A 22,862-nucleotide genomic window follows, 5' to 3' on the forward strand; every position below is an offset into this window, starting at 1 on the left:
GAGTGAGGATAAAAGCAGGTGACAGCACAATCATCAAGGTTAAGTTCCTGATCAAATCATAGCTTTAAATGTAACAAATACTTTAGATATAGTTAAACTGTTTAATAAAAAATTAACTTAAATTCAGCATTGCCCAGCCTCCTTATGAGATATAAGTGTTAACACAAGGTTGTCCAAGAGTATTGATGATTTCCCTAGAGATAATTCTAGAAAGAGCAGATAATTTTTCGATTCTTGGTGATGCTTCTAAGCAGTTATGTAACAGCATCTGCAACTTTAATAACACCCCTGAATTAATAAGTTAGCAATTTCACTGTGACAATATGTGGTGAGATCAGCCACTACATTTTTTGCCTGTTTACCGTAATATTGTTGTTGATGTTGCGGTGTAATCCAATAGGGACGACCAATTAACACTGCCACCCGATGATAAATTACTAGAGGATGCCAACCAGCTTGATTAAATAACGGTTCGCCAGGATCAAATAAACTTAAAAATTTTAAGGGAAAAGCAGCAGTGTTCACTTCTTCTAAAGAGGCGATCGCGATTGGTAAAACGGCTAAATCTGGTACGGCAGAACGTAATGCCAGATGAGCAAAACCCCGACGAAATTCACCCAGATGATTGGCTCTTGTGTATTTCACCATCGGATCTGCACCTTCGGGAAACACTCCCACCATCTGTTTTCTTTTTAATAGCTGCTGGGACTGTACAAAAAAGCTATGCTGGCGGTTTTGGTTGTCTTCTAAGGGAAAGCAGCCTAATTGTCCTGTAACAATCTCGCGCAGAATTGGCACTTGCCCCATGTAATGATGGCAAGCAAAGCGGATTGGACTGCCTAAAGCTGCCATTAAAATTAGAGCATCCATAAAACTGCGGTGATTGCTCACTATTAACAAACTGGCATCTTCAGGGATGCGATCCTCATAATAACGAAACATTCTGACTGAGAGTGCTGTTAAAAATGAGCGAGAAATATCTAGGGGTCTATTTATGCTCATAGTTCATCAATCTATTTTTTTTGGAAAATATCGCAGTTTATCTTGATTTAATTTTTACATTTCTTTACCAATACCATGACCGTCTTAAGGTAGAAATGTTTGAGCAGCAGAAGCAGCCCCAGAGCAAAGATTTCGGGGTTTTCATACTCTGCCACCAAAGATGTAAAAAAACATCCCCCAAGATTTCGAGGAGTGAATTCCCGTCTTTTGGCTGAAAATTTAGCGGAATTTATAAACATTAAAAAATCATGCTTAACCAGGGAAATTTGCTAATATTAAGTTAGAGTTTGAAAAAAAAGGTAGTAATGTTATATAATTGCTTGGTTTTACCTAACAGTAAACAAGAAACGTTTTAATAATTTGATTTTTATTTTGCATGAATATAGTGGATCAAACAGAAAAGACATTTGCACTCACAACACCTCTGTATTATGTAAACGATGTTCCCCACGTAGGCAGTGCTTATACAACGATGGCGGCGGATACACTGGCGCGGTTTTATAGACTGTTGGGGCGAGAGGTACTGCTGATTACAGGTACAGATGAACATGGGCAGAAAATCCAGCGTTCAGCAGAGAGTATTGGGAAAGCACCACAAGAGTTTTGTGATGGCATCTCTGCCAGTTTTGCCTCCCTGTGGGAATTACTGAATATTAAGTATGATCGCTTTATTCGCACTACTTCATCACGCCATGAAGCCATAGTGAAAGAATTTTTTCAGCGAGTCTGGGAATCTGGGGACATCTACCAAGGACAGCAAAAAGGCTGGTATTGCGTATCCTGCGAAGAATTTAAAGAAGAAAGAGACTTGTTAGAAGGGAAGCGTTGCCCCATACATACTAACAAAGAAGTTGAGTGGCGAGATGAGCAAAACTATTTCTTCCGTCTTTCTAAATATCAAACTCAATTAGAAGAATTTTACCAGTCGCGCCCGGATTTCATCCAACCAGAAAGTCGTCGCAATGAAGTTCTGAACTTTGTTAGCCAAGGTTTACAAGACTTCTCGATTTCTAGGGTGAATGTAGATTGGGGTTTTCCAGTACCCACGGATGCCAAACATACCCTATATGTCTGGTTCGATGCCCTGCTGGGTTACGTCACAGCACTGTTAGATCCTGATGTACCACCCACATTAGAAAACGCCCTAGCTAAATGGTGGCCGATTAACCTGCACTTAATTGGTAAAGATATATTAAGGTTTCATGCAGTTTATTGGCCTGCCATGTTGATGTCGGCTAAATTACCGTTACCCGAAAAGGTGTTTGGGCATGGCTTTTTGACCAAAGATGGTCAGAAAATGGGTAAAAGTCTGGGTAATACCCTAGATCCTGTCGCACTCGTTCAGCGTTATGGTAGTGATGCCGTTCGTTATTACTTCCTTAAGGAAATCGAATTTGGCAAAGATGGCGATTTTAATGAAGTTAGATTCATTCATGTTCTGAATGCAGATTTGGCAAATGACTTAGGTAATTTGCTCAATCGCACCTTGAACATGGTGAAAAAATACTGTGCTGACAATACTCTGTCAGTCGGTAATCCAGACATTCCTGCGGAAAATGCTTTGAAAGCGATTGGTTTAAATTTGGGTGAAAAAGTCAAACAAGCTTATGCAACACTAGCTTTCAACCAAGCTTGTGAGATGGTGCTGTCACTGGTGCAAGCCAGCAATAAGTATATTGACGAGCAAGCTCCTTGGACATTATATAAACAAGGAAAACAGCAAGAAGTAGAAGCCGTACTGTACACAGTTTTAGAATCTGTGAGACTAGCTGCTTATCTGCTTTCCCCAGTCATTCCTAATATCAGTAGTGATATTTATCAGCAACTAGGCTGGGAAATTGATTTTAACGAACAAATAGCAATTGCAATTAATGCTCCTTTTTCCACCCATGCAGCATGGGGATTACTTTCTAGCGCGCAAAATTTGGGTAAACCCCAACCAATTTTTAAACGCATAGAACCCATAAAAAACGATTGATAACTTGAGTTTTTGCTTGATGGCAATCTAGTTCAATCTCTTATTATTTTCGCAAAAAATTAATGGGGCTGAACTTGAAATTAGCCCCAGTAAATTATCATAAACCAATCTAGCATTCTTTCCTTGAAAACTTGTATCAAAAATATCAAAGATAAAATTGAGGTATGACAACAATGTTGAATAACTTAGAAAATGATTCCATATTCACACCGGAACAGGTGTTAGAAAATCGGGGTCGAGTAGCTATATTTATTGATGGCTCAAATCTATTTTACGCTGCTTTGCAACTAGGAATTGAAATTGATTACACGAAATTACTATGTCGCTTAACAGGTGGTTCTCGATTGTTGCGGGCATTTTTTTACACAGGTGTAGACCGCACTAACGAGAAGCAACAGGGGTTTTTGTTGTGGATGCGGCGTAACGGTTATCGAGTGATAGCTAAAGATTTAGTACAGCTACCAGACGGTTCTAAAAAAGCCAACTTAGATGTAGAAATAGCCGTAGATATGATGGCTTTGGTAGATTCCTATGATACCGCCGTTTTAGTCAGTGGTGACGGGGATCTAGCTTATGCAGTTAATTCTGTGAGTTATCGTGGTGTGCGGGTAGAGGTGGTCAGTTTGCGTTCTATGACAAGTGATAGCTTAATTAATGTCAGCGATCGCTATATTGATTTAGAAGCTATAAAAGAAGACATCCAAAAAACCCCACGCCAAAGCTATCCCTATCGACCCTTATCTGGTATGGGATTTTTAGATGACCCTAGCGATGGACAACTAGAAATTCAAGATTAATGACCAAACACCAAGGTAGACAAGGAAGAAAAGCCTATTGTCATCGGGGGGAACTAACAACAGTTTCCCCCATTTCTGTAGATTTGAATAGCCAGTTTTTCTTAAAAATCAGAAATTTTTGCCATTTTAAAACAAATTGGTATTACCTGCCTGTAATTGTTTTCTTAATCATGGGTTTAGTGGCTTGTGGAGGTAAACCACTCCAAAATGCCCAACCAAATAATTCTGAATCTCCTCAAGATAGTAATTTAACTTTCTTTGATGTGATTCTGGAACAAGCAGATGAAGTAGGGCGACCAGTTTGGAGAGTCAAAGCTAAACAAGCACAATACACCAAAGAAAAACAAATTGGTGAAGCTCAAAGTCCCTACGGGGAACTCTATCAAGATGGCAAAGTAATTTACCAAGTCACAGCCGAAACCGCCGACATCGAACAGGATGGGAAGCAACTATTTCTCAAAGGAAAAATAGTGGCGACAGACCCAATTAATGGCATTGTGTTACGAGGCAATGAATTAGAATGGCGACCCCAAGAAGATTTATTAATTGTCCGCAACCAAATTAATGGTACCCATAAACAACTCAATGCAGTAGCACAGGAAGCCAAAGTTAAAACCCGTGAACAGCGCATGGAATTTTTTGGCGGTGTAGTGGCAAATTCTGCCGATCCCCAGATGCAAATGCGGACTGAGCATTTAATTTGGCAGATTCCAGCCGAAAAATTAATTGCCAATCGCCCTTTACAAATTGACCGTTACAAGAATAATCAAATAAGCGATCGCGGTCGGGGTAACGCCGCCGAAGTCAACTTAAAAACTAAGATTGCCACAATTAAACAAAATGCCCAATTAGATTTATTAGATCCTCCAGTTCAAATTGCCAGTAACTCCATGACTTGGAATATCAACGGCGAAAAAGTTACTACAAATTCCCCCGTGCGCGTGTTGCATCGAACCGAAAACATCACCGTCACTGCTAACCGAGGGGAAATGCAAATTCCCCAAAAAACAGTTTATTTAACCGGGAAAGTTAATGCTGTCGGGCAGCGTCGCCAAACCCTTAACGCTCAAAAAATGACTTGGTATTTAGACAAAAAATTATTAGAAGCCCAGGGAAACGTCGCTTATCGACAAGTTGATCCACCCTTAAATTTTCAGGGTGAAACAGCTATAGGTAATCTACAAACAGAAAATATTGTGGTTAAAGGTGGCGGTTCTAGAAACAGAGTGGTGACTGAGATTATTCCAGAGACTAGGAATTAGGAATTGGGGACTGGGGACTGGGGACTAGGGACTGGGTAAAAGATTCTCCCTTGTCTTCCTTGTCTTCCTTGTCTCCCTTGTCTCCCCTGCTCCCCTGCCCCCCTGCTTCTTCTCTCTAGCCTAACCTTGATAGACAATTTCCTGGCGACTGATATTACCTAAATCCGGTAATGATTTAGTTGTATGCGGGGTGAGAGATGTTGGTACTGTGGGAGCTACTTCTAATTGTTGTACTAAACGTTGCAAAAGCTTGTCTTGTTGATTGCGGAAGGCTGTGATTTGTGAACCACGGTTGATGATGGCGAACCAAACCAAACCGCGATCGCGTGTGGGGACGACACCAGCTAAAGCACTCACATCTCGCAAAGTCCCGGTTTTCATCACAGTCGCACCCGGTAGATTTCTATATTGCATTGTGCCTCGCTGATCAAAACCAGAGGTGGGGAATAAATCAGCCAAGTTGAGTTGATGAGCAGCTGCTTCTTGTTGCAGTGCCATTAACATTGCACAAGCAGCCCTAGGCGAAATGCGGTTTTCTTGTCCGAGTCCTGAACCATTAATTAATTGAATTTCTGTCTGTGGTACATTAGCTAGTTGGGCAGCTTTTAACTGCACCACGGTATGGCCGCCTACTGATTCTGCTAGCATTTGCGCCATCTCGTTATTACTGTAAACGTTCATCTCCTTGACTAATTGGTGCATAGGTAGAGAACGATGGCGGATGAGCAAGGTTTGTTGAGGGTTGGGTTGGGCGGCGACTTTGACTTGACCGGCGATCGCTACTTGGGGTTTAGGTGTACCCTTGGGCATAATCGAGTGGGTGTAAGTTGCCGGACGAGTCCAAGTTTTAGAGTTTAGGGCTTGTCTGAGCATTTGCCCAGCTAACAGGGGTTGACGCTGGAAATTCATGGCGAAATTGCCAGTAATTACCAAATTTCCTTTTATCTGCTTAATCCCCATTTTATTGAGAGTATTACCCAAGGCGATCGCCTCCTCCCAGACAAACATCGGATCACCACCACCAGTAATCACTAAATCTCCCTGCACCACCCCATTGACTATCGGCCCTGTAGCACTAATCATCGTGTCAAATTGGTGGTTTGGCCCCCAGGTTTTTAAAGCCACCAACGAAGTTGCAATCTTGGTCAGAGAAGCCGCAGATAGAGGTGTTTTACCTTGATGGTCAGCCATCAGCATCGGCCCTGACTGTATCCAAATTCCTTGACTTTCTGTGAGATTCTCGGTGATTAGCTGAGATTTCAGTAGCCCTTGAAGATATTCTTTCAGGGTATTAGCTCCGGCTGGATTGGGATCAGTGGCAATAACCAAGCCTGGACTACTTTGCCAAGTTAAAGCTTCTAAGGCATCTGATGGCTTGATGTTTACTCCAGCCATCTCCAGCCAGAGAGAAACCAAACCTGAACCCAACAATTCCAGCATGATGTAATCCCCTTGTTAAGATGTAGCAGAATAGAATAATATATTGTTGTTTACTGTGGTAATATACTGACTTTTTAGAAATTATCAGCATTGAGACATAATAATTGGTGTTTTTTTCTCCGGTTTGAGTCAATTAAGTTACAACCTTCTAGTTGCTACTTTGTAACTTCCTCACGCTTGAGAGTGAGTCAAAGAAGTCAATATTTAACTGGTGTAGTCAAAAAGCCTGATACTGTCCACAAATTCAACAACGACAACAGTAAAAGAGAATGGCTACAACAAATCAATGAAGGCTAATGCTCAGAAATTATACTCGTGATTCAAGTTTATGCAACTGCTCAGAGCCAGCGATCGCAGAGATATTTCACTAACTTATCGAGATTTAGCAAATTTTTCCATCCTCATAAGTAGAGCCGGAGAATCTCCGGCTCTGACCACAATCTTTTCCAGAGTAAAAATACTTATTTTTTTTCAGGATGTAATTGCTCGTCAGGGGTATGAATACCCATCCGGTTGATTGTGGCAATCATCTGATACAAACGTCCTAAGTCCCGTTGATTGAAGTACAAAACTAGACGAGGTAGTTCAACGGTTTCGTCTTGACTTTCTTGAGGTAAAGCTTGACTTTTTTCAATCTTTCCTTTCACAAGAATGTCGCTAAATTCAGCATTAAGTTGCTCTACTTCTGCATCTGATAATTCTTGCATTAAGCGAATTACCAACTGATCACCTACATAGCGACTGGAGTGATAAACCTGATAAAAACGAGTAATCGCATCACAAGCAACTTCCAGGTTATCTGTGACTGTGTACAGGCTGGGATCTTCAGGACTAACTAAACCTGTTTTCACCAAATGCTGATCAATATATTGGCTCCAAGACTGCCAATAATCACCACCTGGATGGTCGATTAAAACCACGGGTACGGGGCCAAATTTACCCGTCTGACTGAGTGTCATACACTCAAAAGCCTCATCTTGAGTGCCAAACCCACCAGGAAATAAAGCAACAGCATCACTTTCTTTAAGCAGAAATAGCTTGCGAGTAAAGAAATACTTAAAGTGAATTAATTTAGGATCGCCTTCAATAATTGGGTTAGCTTGCTGTTCAAAGGGTAACTGAATATTTAAGCCAAAGGAATTTTCTCTTCCCGCGCCTTCATGCCCAGCTTGCATAATGCCGCCGCCGCCGCCTGTCATCACCATAAATCCCAACTTGGTGACAGCGCGACCAAATTGTAATGCCATTTGGTACTCTGCGGTTTCTGGTGATAGGCGAGCCGAACCAAAAATCGTGACTTTGCGAACGTGTCGGTAGTCATAGAATAACTGGAAGCCTTTTTCCATGTCTGCCAAAGCCGCAGACAGTATCTTCCAATCGAGACGATCAATGTCACTATCAGCCAGACGGACGATAGTTGCTAAAGCCTGCTGAATGAATTGGTGATGTTTTAATGTCGGTAAGCGATCAAGTAATTTAGCGATATCCGCTTGGAGAGACTCGAAGGTGTCAAACGACGCAGATGAGGTCATGAGAACTGCCAACACAATGGCATTACATTTTACCTAATTTTGGTGTGCAATGTATTAACTGCTGAAAACAGCTAATAAGGCAGACGCACTCAGGCGATTTTCAGGTGTGAAATGTCAGTATCTAGTGGAAAAAATGTGTCAATTCTAGAGCAAACTGTGATTTCTTGCTGATTGTAACCTCAGCTATCTGCCCAAAATCAATCTTCGAGGCATCATCTTGACAGATTACTTTGAGAAGAAATACAGAATTTATTTGGCGACGATAATTTTAACTTATTTTCCACTATTTAAAGTTTTATTGAGGCGCATAATTATGCGCCTGACAAACTTATTGACAAATACTGACCTAAATTTAATTCCAATAGACTAATCAACAGGGGTTGACTGCTGGTTGAGGTTCAACCAAGATACTTATCCAAAGTGTTGGCTAATGTACTTTTAGGTACCGCACCGACTACCATATCGACTTTCTGCCCACCTTTAAAAATCATCAGAGTGGGAATGCTGCGGATACCGTACTGACTAGCCACTTGGGGATTTTCATCCGTGTTGACCTTCACAACTTTTAGTTGACCTTGGTACTGAGCTGCAATTTCATCTACAACCGGGGCTACCATTCTGCAAGGCCCACACCAGGGAGCCCAGAAATCAACTAAAACTGGTACTTCGCTGTCGAGTACCTCTTGCTTAAAAGTAGAATCTGTAACTTGTGCGGCTGCTGACATGCCTAAAAACCTTTGCCAATTATATTTCTGACTTTCGTCAAAATTCTACCATAGCAAAAACAGCAGCCGAAAATCCCAGGATATACATTTACAAAGAAGCTAAAGAATTTATGCAAAAAATACAGACATAAGGAACCGCCCGAACAGTAGTCCGGGCGGAGTGTGGTGTGAGGAGTGAACGGAAACATGCGTCTCCGCTTTCTCTATTGTAGGCGACAGATGTGATTTTTCCCGTGAATGTTGAAAAGTCTGGAAAAATTTTTTGATGGATTTAGAGATATCTCTACTAAGGAGTAGGTATTTATTCTGTATTGGGTATAGGGATATATTTTCCTATTCCTTGGTTAAGGATTTAGGGCTATGGGGGGGCAGGGGGCAGGGGAAGCGGAGGAAGCGAGGGAGGCAGGGGTGCAGGGAGCAAGGAGCAAGGGGGAGAGAACTTTCCCCTTTTCCCCCTGCAAAGAGCCTCAATTCTTCTTATTTCCCAGTCCCCATTCCCCATTCCCCGGTCCCTATTCCCTTTATTTACCCATACCTAATTGTTGAGCTTTTTGGTAGACTTTGCCTTCTGTTAACAAAGAAGGAGCAATGACTACTTCGACTTGCTGCATTTCTTTGAGATTTTTTGCTCCTAAAGTACCCATGCTAGTCTTTAAAGCTCCTAACAGGTTATGAGTACCATCATCAAGCCCGGCAGGGCCGATGAGAATTTGCTCTAAAGAGCCTGTTGTACCGACTCTAATCCGCGTTCCACGGGGCAGTACGGGGCTAGGAGTTGCCATACCCCAGTGATAGCCCCTTCCGGGTGCTTCTGCGGCTCTCGCAAAGGGAGAACCAATCATTACCGCATCAGCTCCACAGGCGATACATTTACAAATGTCGCCACCGGTGATTAAACCGCCATCGGCAATGATGGGGACGTATTTACCAGTTTCTTGGAAGTATTCATCCCGTGCGGCGGCGCAGTCAGCAACAGCCGTTGCTTGGGGGATACCGACACCCAACACACCACGGGAGGTACAAGCCGCACCAGGGCCTATCCCTACTAATATTGCTGCTGCCCCGGCTTTCATTAAATCTAAGGTGACTTCATAAGTCACACAGTTGCCCAAAATTACGGGGATGGGCATGGAACGGCAAAATTCTGCTAAATCTAGAGGTGTGATTGACTCTGGCGAGAGGTGATTAGTAGAAACTACTGTAGCTTGGATAAAAAATAAATCTGCCCCAGCTTTTGCTACTACTTCACCGTATTTGCTAGCACCTGCTGGCGTAGCACTGACTGCGGCAATACCGCCTTGTTGTTTAATTTCCTGAATACGTTTTTCTATTAATTCTGCCTTGATTGGTTCGGCATATAGTTCTTGCATCAGAGAAACAAACTCATCTTTACCCACTGATGCAATCCGATCCAAAATGGGATTAGGGTCGGCATAGCGAGTCTGGATGCCCTCTAGGTTAAGCACGCCTAATGCGCCTAGCTGTGACAACCGTACAGCCATGCCCACATCGACAACACCATCCATTGCACTGGCAATAATGGGAATTTCTCGCTCAATATTACCTATTTTCCACCGAGTATCGGCTAAACTCGGATCAAGTGTTCTGTTACCGGGGACTAGAGCAATTTCATCAATGCCATAGGCTCTACGAGCTGTCTTTCCCCGCCCAAGTTGAATTTCCACGCTGTTAACTTTTCTGAATTCTGTTCTAGCTAGGGTATCAAATTGTGAGATCATTTGCAGCGATTTTTTCTGCTTTCGGGTGCAGCCTGATCAAAGCTACAATTGTTAAGATACTTGTCAGATTTGACGAAAGCAGCCTTGATCCAATCTGAGACCTTAGAACTACTTGAATGGCATCGCCTTTGCCAGCATCTTTCTACGTTTGCGGCTACTAAATTAGGGGCGATCGCATCACGCTGTCTACAAATACCTACATCCCCAGCCGTCAGTGAGCAGTTGTTAGCACAAACTAAAGAAGTCTATCAACTGGAAAGTCGTCTCACTCCCGGTTTATCTTTTGAAGGAGTTCAAGATATTGGTGACTCCCTAGAACGGGCAGAACTCCAAGGTATTTTGGCAGGGGATGAATTATTGGCGATCGCTACTACTTTGGCTGGTGCGAGAAATTTACGCCGTATTATTGATAACCAAGAAGATTTACCAGTCCTGAATGAATTAGTCGCCGATTTACGCACTTATCCAGAATTGGAGCAGGAAATTCACCGTTGTATTGATGAACGGGGACAAGTAACTGACCGTGCTAGCCAGAAAATGGGCGAAATTCGCACGGAATTGCGGAGATTACGCAGTCAAATCACTCAAAAACTGCAAAATATCTTACAAGCAAAATCAGGAGCAGTCCAAGAACAAATTATTACCCAACGGGGCGATCGCTTTGTTATCCCCGTAAAAGCACCACAAAAAGATGCTATCCCTGGTATTGTACATGACACTTCTACCAGTGGTGCGACTCTCTACATAGAGCCGAATTCAATTGTCCCAATGGGCAATCAATTACGGCAAACTATTAGAAGAGAACAAGCAGAATCAGAAGCTATTAGACGCGCCTTAACTGAGCAAATAGCAGCAGTTAAGCCAGATTTAGAAAGATTATTAGCTATAGTCACAACCTTAGATTTAGCAACGGCGAGAGCTAGATATAGTTTATGGCTGCAAGCTAACCCGCCCAGATTTATCAACCGGGAAGAACAGGAAATCATTACTTTACGCCAGTTGCGACATCCTTTGTTGGTATGGCAACAGCAGCACGAACAAGGTCATCCTGTGATTCCCGTGGATTTGTTAATCAGTCCCCATATTAAAGTAGTCACGATTACCGGGCCGAACACTGGCGGAAAAACTGTCACCTTAAAAACCTTGGCATTAGCCGCATTAATGGCCAAGGTGGGTTTATTTGTCCCCGCCCGTGAACCAGTAGAATTACCTTGGTTTGACCAAGTATTGGCAGATATCGGTGATGAACAATCATTACAGCAGAGTTTATCTACCTTTTCCGGTCATATTCGCCGCATTAGCCGGATTTTGAAGGCTTTGGGAACAGGGGACGGGGAAGATAAGGGAGATGTGGGAGATGGGGGAGATGAGGGAGAATTGTTACCCAGTCCCCAGTCCCCAATCCCCAGTCCCCAGTCCCTCGTCCTCCTCGATGAAGTTGGTGCGGGTACAGATCCAGCTGAAGGGAGTGCATTAGCGATCGCACTTCTACAATATCTGGCGGATCATGCCCAGTTGACAATGGCGACAACTCACTTTGGCGAGTTGAAAGCCCTGAAGTATGAAGATGTGCGCTTTGAAAACGCCTCGGTAGAGTTCAATGAGCAGACTTTATCCCCCACATACCGCTTACTGTGGGGGATTCCTGGGCGTTCTAATGCGTTGGCGATCGCTTTACGTTTGGGTTTAAAACCAGAAGTGGTAGAACAAGCAAAAACCCAAGTGGGAGAAGCCCAAGACGAGGTTAATCTGGTAATTGCTGGTTTAGAAGCCCAACGTCGTCGTCAGGAAACCAAAGCCGCAGAAGCCCAAAAATTATTACAACAGGCAGAACGGTTGTATAAAGAGGTATCAGCGAAAGCGGCAGCGTTAGAAGAACGAGAACAGGCTTTAAAAGCTTCCCAGGAAGTCGCAGTACAGCAAGCGATCGCCTCAGCTAAAGGCGAAATTGCTAAAGTAATTCGTCGCTTGCAGCAAGGGACACCCACAGCCCAAGATGCCCAACAAGCCACGAAAGCCTTAAATCAAATTGCCCAAACCTATCAACCAGCCGCACCGCCAAAACCGAAACTGGGCTTTATGCCCAAAGTAGGCGATCGCATTCGTCTAGCCAAATTTGGGCAAACCGCAGAAGTGTTAACACCTCCCGATGAAGATGGTGAGTTAAGCGTTCGCTTTGGCATCATGAAAATGAAGGTTAAGCTAGAAGACATCGAATCTTTAGATGGTCAAAAAGCCGAACCAGTCGCCAAAGCAAAACCAGCCCCAGCAGCGATTACCGCACCACCTCAACCAGCCTTAGCCATTCGTACCTCCCAAAATACCGTCGATTTACGTGGGAAACGGGTAGCTGACGCAGAAATTATTATCGACAAAGCCATTTCCGAAGCCCAAGGTCAAATCTGGATTATCCACGGACACGGAACTGGGAAACTGCGTCAAGGTGTTCACGCCTTTTTACAACAGCATCCCAGAGTTAGCCGCTATGAAGCAGCAGAACAGGCTGATGGTGGTAGCGGTGTCACCATTGCCTATATTGGTTGAGTGAAAGGGAACTCTTAACAGGGAACAGGCAACAGGGAAGGTGTTGGAAGGGGATTGTTACCCTGCCCAACACAATCGCCCAAGGGGAGGGGCTTCTGACCATCGGTGGGTCGAGGCAACAGGCAAAAATATGCTTGTATCTCAAATTTAGATATTGTAGAAATTTATTTGAAACTCAGCCTGATGAAGTTATTTTTTTGCAGAAATAAATATAACAGGTGTGAGTGGCTAATTGTTAATTGCTGATGATTGATTAGCTGATGATGCTGGCAATTAATCGTTAAATATTAAATTATTTGAACCTATTTTTTTATACTTTTGTACGGAAACAGCAGCTAAAGTATATAAATTTTACCACCAAAATTCAATTTCTACACTGTTGAAAATAAATTTTCATCTAGTAGAGTAAGACAGTGACAATTGCTGTTTACCAAAAGTAAGAAAAGCAAATGCAGTTGCAGAATTAACTATGCAGTTAGTAAAAAACTACAGGCTAATATGTTTTAGTTCTCTGCCCTTCTACCTCCAGCATAGCTGCCTTCTGCCTGCTTACGGTACGGGAAACCAACTTTAAAAATTCATAGTCTGGTTTCAAAATGAGTAACAGCAACAGCCCCTACCAGCCTGATCACCTATGCTAAAAGTTATGCACTCGGCCGCTGATTCAGCCACTCCTAATTCTCAGTGGGTGGACTTAAGTAAACTTCCCGACCCAAATGTTGTGCAATGGGACAACATCAAAACCAAGTTAGACTTGGTGCTGTTGGCGTTAGAAACTTTAACTGGTATTGGTTCCGAGGCGATGCTCTCGGCAGCAAACGAGCTGAATTTGGAGTCAAGAGTGCCAGACCGCGTAGCTTTATGGCGATTGCGACAGTCGAATCCCATACGTAAAGGTCAAGGAGGGCGAAAAAAGTTAGATGTAGAAGAAGCGCGATCGCTTGTTCTGATTATCTGTTACCTCGCCAAACAGCACCAGGAATTGATTCGCCGTGCGGTGGCTTTACTAGAACAAATGGCGGAAAAAAATCGAGAACCTCATCAGGCTGCTTTACTTGGAGATTATATTGATGCTTTCTGCAACACCTACCAAGAGCGGATGGAAGAGGACGAGCAAATCTCAACCGATTTACTCACTAAGTTGGCACTAAAACTACTTGTAGATTTATTGTTTTACAGCACTACTGGTGGACACCGCCGCCTCTGGTTAGCACTCATAGATAGTTCCGCAAAATTTTGAAACAATCTCCCTTGCAGTTCCTGCTATGCCTCTAACAAATTCTGTCATTCGTCGCTACACACCTCCTACCTGCACACTAGAAGTCATGGCGCAAAGTTCTGCTTTGTCGCGTTGGCTCTTAAAAACTGTTCTCAAGCAATTAACCTTTGAGTTACGCTTTGATGATCCACAGTTGCCAGAAGAACACAAGCTAATTATTCGAGGCGATCGCGACCAACTCGAAGCTTTGTGTGATGCTGTCACCAGTTACGTACAGGAACTTCTCCAACAATCGCCGGAAAACTTTTGGTTGAGTTTCTCTGGTCTTCAAGATTCCACTAAAGTATCTAAAGATACAGAATTAACAGATTTTCAGCAAACACCTTTATTAGCTAAGACATCAAAATCATTTACATCCCCAACCCCAGGGACAAAAATCTACTTAGAATCTAACAATTATTTAACACACAATTTATATCTCGGTTCTCTGGCTAATCAAGCGTCTGCTTCTGTTGTTCAACTAAGTCTATTACAACTGTTCGATTTGGCAACTGCCCTAGATGAATATGCAGCAGATGTCACCACATTACCCGATTTCAATCAAAGTAGTTCAATCGTCAACTGGCCTAGTTGGGTTCCCGTAGCGGCGATGTTAGTCATCGGCGTAGGTTTGACACCTTTGACTTGGCAATATGCTAATAACATCCGGCAAAAGCAGTACCAGACAGCTACAACAGCAACACCCAAACAAGAATCCGTTGCCCTACAACCAGCACCCACACCTAACTTTCCTGTACCCCAAACTCAACTAACTCCTCCTAATAATTTATCATCGCTGCCTAATGGCGCGACTCCTCCAATCCCCCCAAATACCAATTTACCAAGCACCACCCTGACATCTCCTGACCAAAATCTGGCTTCTACCTCTCCCATCACCCCGAATTCTGATTTAACTCCTAGTTCCTCAGCATCAAATCAGACATCGAATTTACCACCAACACAAATTCCATCAATTGTTGGCAGTTCATCAGTTAACATCCCAGGTCAGCAAATTGCCATTCAACCTAATTCTACAGGCTCAAGTAACTCAGCTGAAGCGAGTCTTCCCATCAAGCGGGAATTACCACCGAGAATGTCTTCTAATCCCGCCCCTGTTCCCCCTCCACTGGCTAATCTACCTGATGCTAGAGATTATTCACCAGTGGCTTCGCAACAGGCACCAGCTAGAATTAATTCCCCTGCAACTACCTCCTCAGCAGTGGCTGATCCTAACTCATTAATAGCAAGATTGAGGGGAGAATCTAACATTGGTAACACTCCTACACCTACAGAAGTGTCTGTCAACAGTAGCAGCACACTGTTTGATACACCCCAGGTAGCAGAAGTGAGAGAATTTTTCCAGAAACGCTGGCAGCCACCCACAGGATTTTCCCAAACTCTAGAATATAGTTTGATTTTGGGTGTTGATGGCGCAATTGAGCGCATTATACCTTTAGGAAAAGCCGCTAGGGATAACTTTGAGGTGGTGGGAATGCCTACTATTGGCGCACCCTTTGTTTCTGCTAATCGCTACGGACAAAATACCCGAATTAGAGTGCTTCTCAGTCCAGATGGCAAGGTGCAGACTTTTCCTGAGTCTGATTAGTCATTAGTCATTAGTCATTAGTTATTGCTATTGACTATTGACGGCTACAGAATTGACAGCAGTTTTAGCTAATTAGACTACAGGGTAGAGACGTTGCATGCAACGTCTCTACATGGTTCTTTTGTGGTTCATTACTTGAAAATCGCTGTAAAATTTGACTTTTGACTTTTGGCTTCTAAATTTTCCCCTTGGGATTAATGCCACTTTTAGAACTGGTACAAAACTTGTAACAGTATTTACTTCTTCTGAGGGGTGATCAGCAAAATTTTGGGAGTACAGTTGAAAAACTGGTTTTAACAGTGATAACAGTGAATTTACCACTGATTAAAATCACGGTTAAACTACTCCCATCACAGGTGAAAAATATGCAACCTACTAGCCCTCAAAAAGATAGTACAGCTTGGATTATTCAAACCTGGGCGGCTTTTGCGCTGTCGGTTTCTATGACTACTTTTGGTATTGTTAATTTGCCGGTAGATAACTGGGTAAAAGGCTTTATGGGTATGGGTTTAGCTTTTTCAGTAGGTTCTACTTTTACCCTAGCTAAAACTACTAGAGATTTACACGAAGCTAGAAAATTAACTGCCCGTATTGATGAGGCAAAAGTAGAAAAGTTGCTGTCACAGCATGACCCTTTAACTTTTAAATAAAGTTTCAGATGTGACGAACTTAACTGATTAAGTCGGCACGAGGTTTAAAAGTTTCTATTTCCCGTAGTTTTTCGTACAGTTCCCGTTCTTCCTGAGTAATATTTTTCGGTGTAACTATTTGAATTTCGACTAATTGATCCCCACGTTTACCGTTTTCGGTGGGGTAGCCTTTATTTGCCAAGCGAAATCTTTGACCATACCTGACTCCTGGCGGGATGGTCATTTTTACTGGGCCGTCCAAAGTTGGTGCTTCTACCTGTCCGCCTAAGACTGCTTCTGAGGGAGTGACTGGAATTTGGCAGAATATATTGGCACCTTCGAGTTTAAATAATGGGTGAGGTTCAACGGTGATTTTCAGATAGAGGTCGCCGCCACCCATACCTTGATTTCGTAGACGGATACTTTGTCCTGTCACCATCCCTGGAGGCATATTAACCTCTAGCGATCGCCCATCTTCTAAGCGAATCCGTTCTTTACCTCCCACATAAGCTTTTTCTAATGGTAGGGTTAATCTCGCTTCGATATCCCGACGCGCCGGACGGGGTGGGTTTTTGGGTACTGTATATTCCACCCGACTTTTTGGTGAACGAAATGGATCTGTAGTAGTGGTACTTGCACCATTTCTGCTGTCTCGACGCACACCTACGCCAATCACTTGATTAATAAAGTCTTCAAAATTGGAGAACTCACTGGGGTCTACATTTTGATTCCCATTGCGATCGCCTGTACGTTCCCAGGTTTTAGCTTTTGGTGCTTGTTTGCTAAAACCTTTTTGCCTCCAGTAGCGGCTAAATTGGTCATACTGGGCGCGTTTAGCAGTATCGGAAAGCACTTCATAAGCCTCACCGATATCCTTAAATTTTTCTTCTGCCGCTTTATTGCCTGGGTTCAGGTCAGGGTGATACTGCCTGGCTAACCGTCGATAATTCTTTTTAATTTCTTCATTGGTAGCATCTTTAGCTACGCCTAAAATTTCGTAGTAATCCCGAAAGTTTTGCAAATTTTGCATATTCATTTATTTAACTTTTAAAGTTTAGATGTTGGTAATTGTTAATTAGTAATGAATAATATCAATATCTAATTACTAATTACGAATTACCAATTACTAAATCCGCATTTTGAATTAAGTTTATAGGGGGAATGGGGCATGGGGCATTGGGGATGATATGAATTCTTCCTCCTCATCTCCCCCCAGTCAAGAGTCCCCAACAAGCTACAGCCAATCATCATCATCATCCCAATTATCTTGATAACTGGGACGGGGCGATCGCCTGGATGGACGATTGTCATAGGTAGAACGGCTATCTCGTCCGTAATCTCGGTTATAATCGCGTCCGAAAGAATCCCGTTCTCGATAGTTATCACGATAATTATCTCTGTAATAGTCGCGATCGCGTTCTCTTTCTTTATCGCCTGTAAATATCTCCTTAATCGCGCCAAATAAGTCTTCGTCTTCGTCCTCCGCATAATATTCTCGGACTTCCCGATTTAATTCATACAGAGCATCTTGCAAGTCAGCGTAAGCTTGATCAATACCGCGATCGTCTTTTTCTTGGAGACTTTCCCGCAATTCTCGGCATATATTATCAATGCGTTGACGACGACTACGGGCGAACTGCATACCAAATTCTAAAGCGACTTCTCGCAATTGTCTTTCTGCTTGCAGAATCAACGCCTCAGCACGGGTACGTTTTTCTACCCGTTCTTTCCGTTCCCGGTCGATGTCAGCGTATTTCTGAGCATCCTGAATCATCCGGTTAATTTCGCCTTCACTCAAGGTAGAAGCACCTTGAATAGTAATACTTTGCTCACGTCCCGTGGTTCTATCTAAAGCTGATACCTGTAAAATCCCGTTGGCATCGATATCAAATGATACTTGAATTTGCGGTATACCTCTAGGGGCTGGCGGAATGCCGTAGAGTTTGAAACGTCCGAGGGATTTGTTATCCCCAGCCATTTCCCGTTCACCTTGAACCACATGGATTTCCACACTGTTTTGGTTATTTTCTGATGTCGAGAAAATATCAGAACGGCGGACGGGGATAGTAGTATTACGGGGAATGAGTTTTTTCATCACACCGCCGATAGTTTCTAACCCCAAAGATAACGGCGTGACATCTAATAACAGCACATCTTTAAATTCGCCGGCGAGAATACCCGCTTGAATAGCTGCGCCCATTGCCACCACTTCATCCGGGTTGACATTTTCACTGGGTTCAATGCCAATCAAATCGCGTACCAATTGTTTTACCATTGGCATTCGTGTCGAACCACCAACTAGCACGACTTCCTCAATGTCATCGGGACGTAACCCGGCATCTTTTAAAGCCCGTTTAACCGGGTTACGGACACGGCTTAATAAATCCGTACACAAACCCTCAAACTGCGCGCGGGTGAGACGAGTTTCCAGGTGTTTGGGGCCGTCTTCCGTGGCGGTGATGAATGGTAAATTAATGTCAGTGACGCTAACGGCAGAGAGTTCGATTTTAGCTTTTTCACCAGCTTCCATCAGACGTTGTAAAGCTTGGCGATCGCGTCTTAAGTCTACACCTTCTGCTTCTAAAAATTGCTCTGCTAACCAATCAACAATTTTCTTATCAAAATCATTCCCCCCCAGTTGCGTATCCCCACTGGTGGCTTTCACCTCAAACACCCCGTCGCCGACTTCCAGAATTGATACGTCGAAAGTTCCACCACCCAAGTCAAAAACTAAGATAGTTTCCGTATCACCCCTGTCTAACCCATAAGCTAGAGATGCCGCCGTCGGTTCATTCAAAATCCGCAAAACTTCTAAACCAGCAATTCTCCCAGCATCGCGGGTTGCCTGTCGCTGGGAATCATTAAAATAAGCTGGTACTGTAATAACTGCCCCCGTCACCGGTTCGCCCAAATAAGCACTAGCATCATCTGCCAACTTTTTCAGCACCATAGCCGAAACTTCTTCCGGCGCAAAATCCTTACTCAGACGAGGACAAGCTACTTTAATATTACCTAGCTCATCTTTGCGGATAGTATAGGGTACACGCTTTGATTCTGGATTTAATTCGCCATACCTGCGCCCAATAAAGCGTTTGACTGCAAAAAAGGTATTTTGAGGGTTAAGGACTGTTTGTCGCCGTGCCATTTGCCCAACCACCCTTTCACCTTCCTTGCTGAAGCCTACAACAGAGGGGGTTGTTCGCATTCCTTCTGCATTGGCAATCACCACCGGCTTGCCACCCTCCATTACGGCGACTACTGAGTTGGTTGTACCCAAGTCGATGCCGACTACCTTGCCCATGCGTTACTCTTCTCCTAAGTGTGTCTTATACATTTATTATGATGGGGGGGAACTACCTCTAGCTGCTTGCTACAGGGTGTAATTGCCTCAATGGTATAATAGCCATCATCTAGGCAACAATTGGAGGAATTATAGCTTGAGGAGTTAGTTGCAAGACTAGGATAACATCCACCATGCTTACTATGTTCTAGCCGCCTTGAATCTCATAGCCTAGTCACTCAACTACATTGCATCGGTAAATTGGCAAATTCACCTCACCTTAATAGCTTTTTGCTGGATTCATACATAAAAACTTTGAGATTACAACTGTTCTAAACACTTGGATTTAAAAGCAAGATTACATAATTATCTAACAGAGATAGCACGAGAACGCGACCCTTACATGGCGACGGGCGGACATTTCTTGGTGCAAGAATACATCCGTCAAGAATTTGCCCAATGGGGAAGTGTGGAAATCCACACCTTCCAAGTAGGAAACGCATCGTTTAATAATCTCATCCTCAATTTACCTGCCCAAAATGCCCAAACTAGAAAACGGCTACTATCACCTATTTTAATCGGCGCACACTATGACGCTGTACCGGGAACGTCAGGAGCAGATGACAACGCTACAGGTGTAGCGGTATTATTAGAGTTAGCCCGGAAGTTTGCCACTAAACCCGCCACATACCCCTTGCGCCTAGTGGCGTTTGACATGGAAGAATACGGCTTGCTGGGTAGTGCAGACTATGCAGCCTTACTGCGACAACAACAGCAGCAGCTAAGGTTAATGATATCCCTAGAAATGTTAGGATATCGTGACAATAGCCCCAATTCGCAGAGATATCCAGCACCACTAGAAAAGTTTTACCCCAACACAGGTGATTTTATCGCCTTAATTGGCAACTTACGCACCATACCCGACTTACTTAGTATGAGTCGCAGCATTCGACAAACTGGCATATCAAGTCAGTGGCTACCAGTACCCAAAGGAGGTTTAATAGTTCCCCAGACTAGATTAAGCGATCATGCACCATTTTGGGACGCAGGTTATCCAGCCATAATGGTGACAGATACAGCCTTTTTGCGAAATCCTCACTATCATAAACCCAGTGACACAATAGCAAGTTTAGACTTAGATTTTCTCGCGGGTGTGTGTGCTGGTTTAGAAATAGCTATTCGCAACTTAATGTAATAAAAACCCATCCTTCTCTCTCTGCGTTCCTCTGCGCTTACCTCCGCGCCACTTTGCGTTTAAAAAATTCTCTCCATACTTCCACATTTAAGATGATGGCGTTACATCCATCATAGATGAACGCACATTGGGAGACAAACTAATTAAATCATCAATATTCCGCTTCATAGTCTGGCAAATATTATCTAATGGTAAATCATTAGCATCATAACCAAAAGGATTTTCTATCTCTAAACCAATAGCTTCAATGCCAAATAAAGTAAAACTCACCACACCCACAACTAAACCAGTCCACCAGCCTAAACTTTCCACCATTTGAAAAGGTAAAAGCCAACAATAAAGTAACAGCAATTGCTTGAGGTGAATAGAATAAGCTAAGGGTATAGGTGTTCTTAAAATCCGTTCACAAGCCCCTAAATTATCAACCAAATTGTTTAATAGTTCCTGAATAGATGTTAATTGATAACTGTTTAAGCAATTGCAATTATATTGGTGTTGTAAATAATCTCCAATCCAAAAGGCGATTTCTAAAGGAGGATTATTCATGGTTTGGAGTTTAAAATATCTAGAAGGTGTGATTAAGTCTTCTAATTCACGATTGATAGGTTCTGCTCTTAGATGTAATTTAGTCGCCACAGCAAAAGCAACTAATAAATTTAAAACCGCAATTTTTTCTTCTCTATCCTTGGGTACTCTTTCATCTACAGATACCCAAATTTGTCTGGCGAGATTTCGGGTAGTGTTGACTATTGAACCCCAACATTTTCTGCCTTCCCAAAAACGGTCATAAGCGGTATTGGTGCGGAAAACCAGTAATAAACCTAAAACAATACTAGGAATTACACTACCTAAAATTGGTTGAGAAACGGGGACTCGGAAGTAATAAAGTAGGGAAACGAAACCCCCAAATAAACCACAAGCAATAACACGTTTATAAATTGAGGCAATAACTGAACCTTTAAGTTGAAACGCTACTTGAAACCAATGCTTTTTCTCAACAGTCATCTTGTTAGCCTAAAAATGTTGGGCGAATTTATCTAGATAACTTAAAAATGATAACTCTGGATGTGCTATAATTGTCATTGAGGAATTTACTACAAGTGAAACGTAATTAAGCCGAAACGACTGGAAGTCGCGCCTATAAAAACAAAGTCCGCCTACGCGGAATAAGCTATAATTAAGGTTTTTGGGTGAGTTTTGGAAAGGCGATCGCCTACAGTGCAACATCAGCCCATCGCACTTGATGATTGATCACAAGCAACTCGCCTGATGAACAAATAGATCCCCGACTTTTTCAAAAAGTCGGGGATCTGAGTTTTGTGTACAGTGTCATTTATTGCTTTTGTTAAAATGTGTATATTATCTTCAGTATAATTAAGCAGGATTTAAACTGATTAATGTAGTAAATTTTTCCATGCCCAAAGAACACAAATCAAACTCATTGCTGACTCTGCTTTTGACTGTAGTGGAGTGCAGATAAACGTTCATATTCTGCTTGTTCTTCTGCCAAATCTTGATCAATTTCCTCTTTGTTGGCGTGATAATAAGTCAGTGCTGCATAAATTTGTGTTAGCGTTAAGTGGGGTTTATCAGCAGCAATTTCTTCTGCGCTGTAACCTTGCTTGTACAAAGCTGCTATTCGCCGCACAGATGAACCTGTCCCGGCAATAATAAGACGACCGCCATGTAAGTTAGGATATCTGGTAATCAGCGTCCCAATATCAGTGATAGTTACCAAGACCATTCTCCCTAGATACATCATCCTTAATCTAAGGTAACATTGATTTGCCTGACGCATACCGCAAGCGGAACTCGCAGAGTAGGCGCAAAGAAAATTGTAGGGTGCGTTACGCTTTGCTTTAACGCACCCCACTG

Annotated in this window: 16 protein-coding genes and 1 pseudogene; 8 read left to right on the top strand and 9 right to left on the bottom strand. The window is 42.9% G+C overall.

Annotation, left to right across the window (positions count from 1 at the left end; genetic code table 11):
• Positions 1-276 precede the first annotated feature (276 nt).
• Positions 277-1,002, bottom strand: a complete 726-nt coding sequence (locus A3775_RS23140; RefSeq protein WP_066381962.1) for a 1-acyl-sn-glycerol-3-phosphate acyltransferase — start codon at positions 1,000-1,002, stop codon at positions 277-279.
• Positions 1,003-1,378: 376 nt separating this feature from the next.
• Here A3775_RS23140 and metG point away from each other — a divergent pair, with 376 nt between their 5' ends.
• From metG to lptC, 3 genes are all read left to right on the top strand, one after another.
• Complete coding sequence (gene metG, locus A3775_RS23150; protein WP_066381957.1) at positions 1,379-2,980, top strand: methionine--tRNA ligase; 1,602 nt, start codon at positions 1,379-1,381, stop codon at positions 2,978-2,980.
• A 173-nt stretch (positions 2,981-3,153) separates the two neighbouring features.
• Positions 3,154-3,777 (top strand): NYN domain-containing protein, encoded by a 624-nt coding sequence (locus A3775_RS23155; RefSeq protein WP_015140250.1) that lies wholly within the window; start codon positions 3,154-3,156, stop codon positions 3,775-3,777.
• 170 nt (positions 3,778-3,947) lie between these two features.
• The gene (gene lptC, locus A3775_RS23160) at positions 3,948-5,039 is read left to right on the top strand and encodes an LPS export ABC transporter periplasmic protein LptC (RefSeq protein ID WP_066382357.1); all 1,092 of its coding nucleotides are present in this window, start codon (positions 3,948-3,950) and stop codon (positions 5,037-5,039) included.
• Positions 5,040-5,159: 120 nt separating this feature from the next.
• On the opposite strand, the gene A3775_RS23165 is transcribed toward lptC, so the two are convergent.
• From A3775_RS23165 to A3775_RS23180, 4 genes and pseudogenes are all read right to left on the bottom strand, one after another.
• The gene (locus A3775_RS23165; RefSeq protein ID WP_066381954.1) at positions 5,160-6,479 is read right to left on the bottom strand and encodes a D-alanyl-D-alanine carboxypeptidase/D-alanyl-D-alanine-endopeptidase; all 1,320 of its coding nucleotides are present in this window, start codon (positions 6,477-6,479) and stop codon (positions 5,160-5,162) included.
• 461 nt (positions 6,480-6,940) lie between these two features.
• Positions 6,941-8,011 (bottom strand): LOG family protein, encoded by a 1,071-nt coding sequence (locus A3775_RS23170; protein ID WP_066381952.1) that lies wholly within the window; start codon positions 8,009-8,011, stop codon positions 6,941-6,943.
• A gap of 398 nt (positions 8,012-8,409) precedes the next feature.
• A pseudogene (trxA, locus tag A3775_RS23175) lies at positions 8,410-8,760 on the bottom strand (thioredoxin); the annotation flags it as partial.
• A gap of 497 nt (positions 8,761-9,257) precedes the next feature.
• The gene (locus tag A3775_RS23180) at positions 9,258-10,421 is read right to left on the bottom strand and encodes a GuaB3 family IMP dehydrogenase-related protein (RefSeq protein ID WP_066427055.1); all 1,164 of its coding nucleotides are present in this window, start codon (positions 10,419-10,421) and stop codon (positions 9,258-9,260) included.
• Positions 10,422-10,559: 138 nt separating this feature from the next.
• On the opposite strand from A3775_RS23180, the gene A3775_RS23185 reads away from it, so the two are divergent.
• The 4 genes from A3775_RS23185 to A3775_RS23205 all read left to right on the top strand — a co-directional run bounded on the left by A3775_RS23185 (position 10,560) and on the right by A3775_RS23205 (position 16,533).
• A complete protein-coding gene (locus tag A3775_RS23185; protein WP_066427057.1) occupies positions 10,560-13,019 on the top strand; it encodes an endonuclease MutS2 in 2,460 nt (819 codons plus the stop codon).
• Positions 13,020-13,653: 634 nt separating this feature from the next.
• Entirely contained in the window at positions 13,654-14,259 is a 606-nt protein-coding gene (locus tag A3775_RS23195; protein ID WP_066381947.1) for a DUF3038 domain-containing protein, read from the top strand.
• 25 nt (positions 14,260-14,284) lie between these two features.
• Positions 14,285-15,883 (top strand): DUF4335 domain-containing protein, encoded by a 1,599-nt coding sequence (locus A3775_RS23200; RefSeq protein ID WP_066381940.1) that lies wholly within the window; start codon positions 14,285-14,287, stop codon positions 15,881-15,883.
• A 365-nt stretch (positions 15,884-16,248) separates the two neighbouring features.
• Positions 16,249-16,533, top strand: coding sequence for a YiaA/YiaB family inner membrane protein (locus A3775_RS23205; RefSeq protein WP_066427059.1), 285 nt, complete (start codon positions 16,249-16,251; stop codon positions 16,531-16,533).
• Positions 16,534-16,552: 19 nt separating this feature from the next.
• Here the strand turns inward: A3775_RS23205 and A3775_RS23210 are convergent, their stop codons facing one another.
• Complete coding sequence (locus A3775_RS23210) at positions 16,553-17,542, bottom strand: DnaJ C-terminal domain-containing protein (RefSeq protein ID WP_197480226.1); 990 nt, start codon at positions 17,540-17,542, stop codon at positions 16,553-16,555.
• A 204-nt stretch (positions 17,543-17,746) separates the two neighbouring features.
• A complete protein-coding gene (gene dnaK / locus A3775_RS23215; protein WP_066381932.1) occupies positions 17,747-19,813 on the bottom strand; it encodes a molecular chaperone DnaK in 2,067 nt (688 codons plus the stop codon).
• A gap of 319 nt (positions 19,814-20,132) precedes the next feature.
• On the opposite strand from dnaK, the gene A3775_RS23220 reads away from it, so the two are divergent.
• Entirely contained in the window at positions 20,133-20,987 is an 855-nt protein-coding gene (locus A3775_RS23220; protein WP_066427022.1) for a M28 family peptidase, read from the top strand.
• Between the two features lie 87 nt (positions 20,988-21,074).
• Here A3775_RS23220 and A3775_RS23225 read toward each other — a convergent pair whose 3' ends face one another.
• Both A3775_RS23225 and A3775_RS23230 read right to left on the bottom strand, forming a co-directional pair.
• Positions 21,075-21,992 carry a bestrophin family protein gene (locus A3775_RS23225; RefSeq protein WP_066427024.1) on the bottom strand — a complete coding sequence of 306 codons (918 nt, stop codon included), beginning with the start codon at positions 21,990-21,992 and terminating at the stop codon, positions 21,075-21,077.
• Between the two features lie 433 nt (positions 21,993-22,425).
• Positions 22,426-22,725 (bottom strand): DUF433 domain-containing protein, encoded by a 300-nt coding sequence (locus tag A3775_RS23230; RefSeq protein WP_066382354.1) that lies wholly within the window; start codon positions 22,723-22,725, stop codon positions 22,426-22,428.
• Between the last annotated feature and the right edge of the window lie 137 nt (positions 22,726-22,862).

It is taken from the genome of Anabaena sp. 4-3 (assembly GCF_001597745.1).
Taxonomy (GTDB): Bacteria; Cyanobacteriota; Cyanobacteriia; order Cyanobacteriales; family Nostocaceae; genus Trichormus.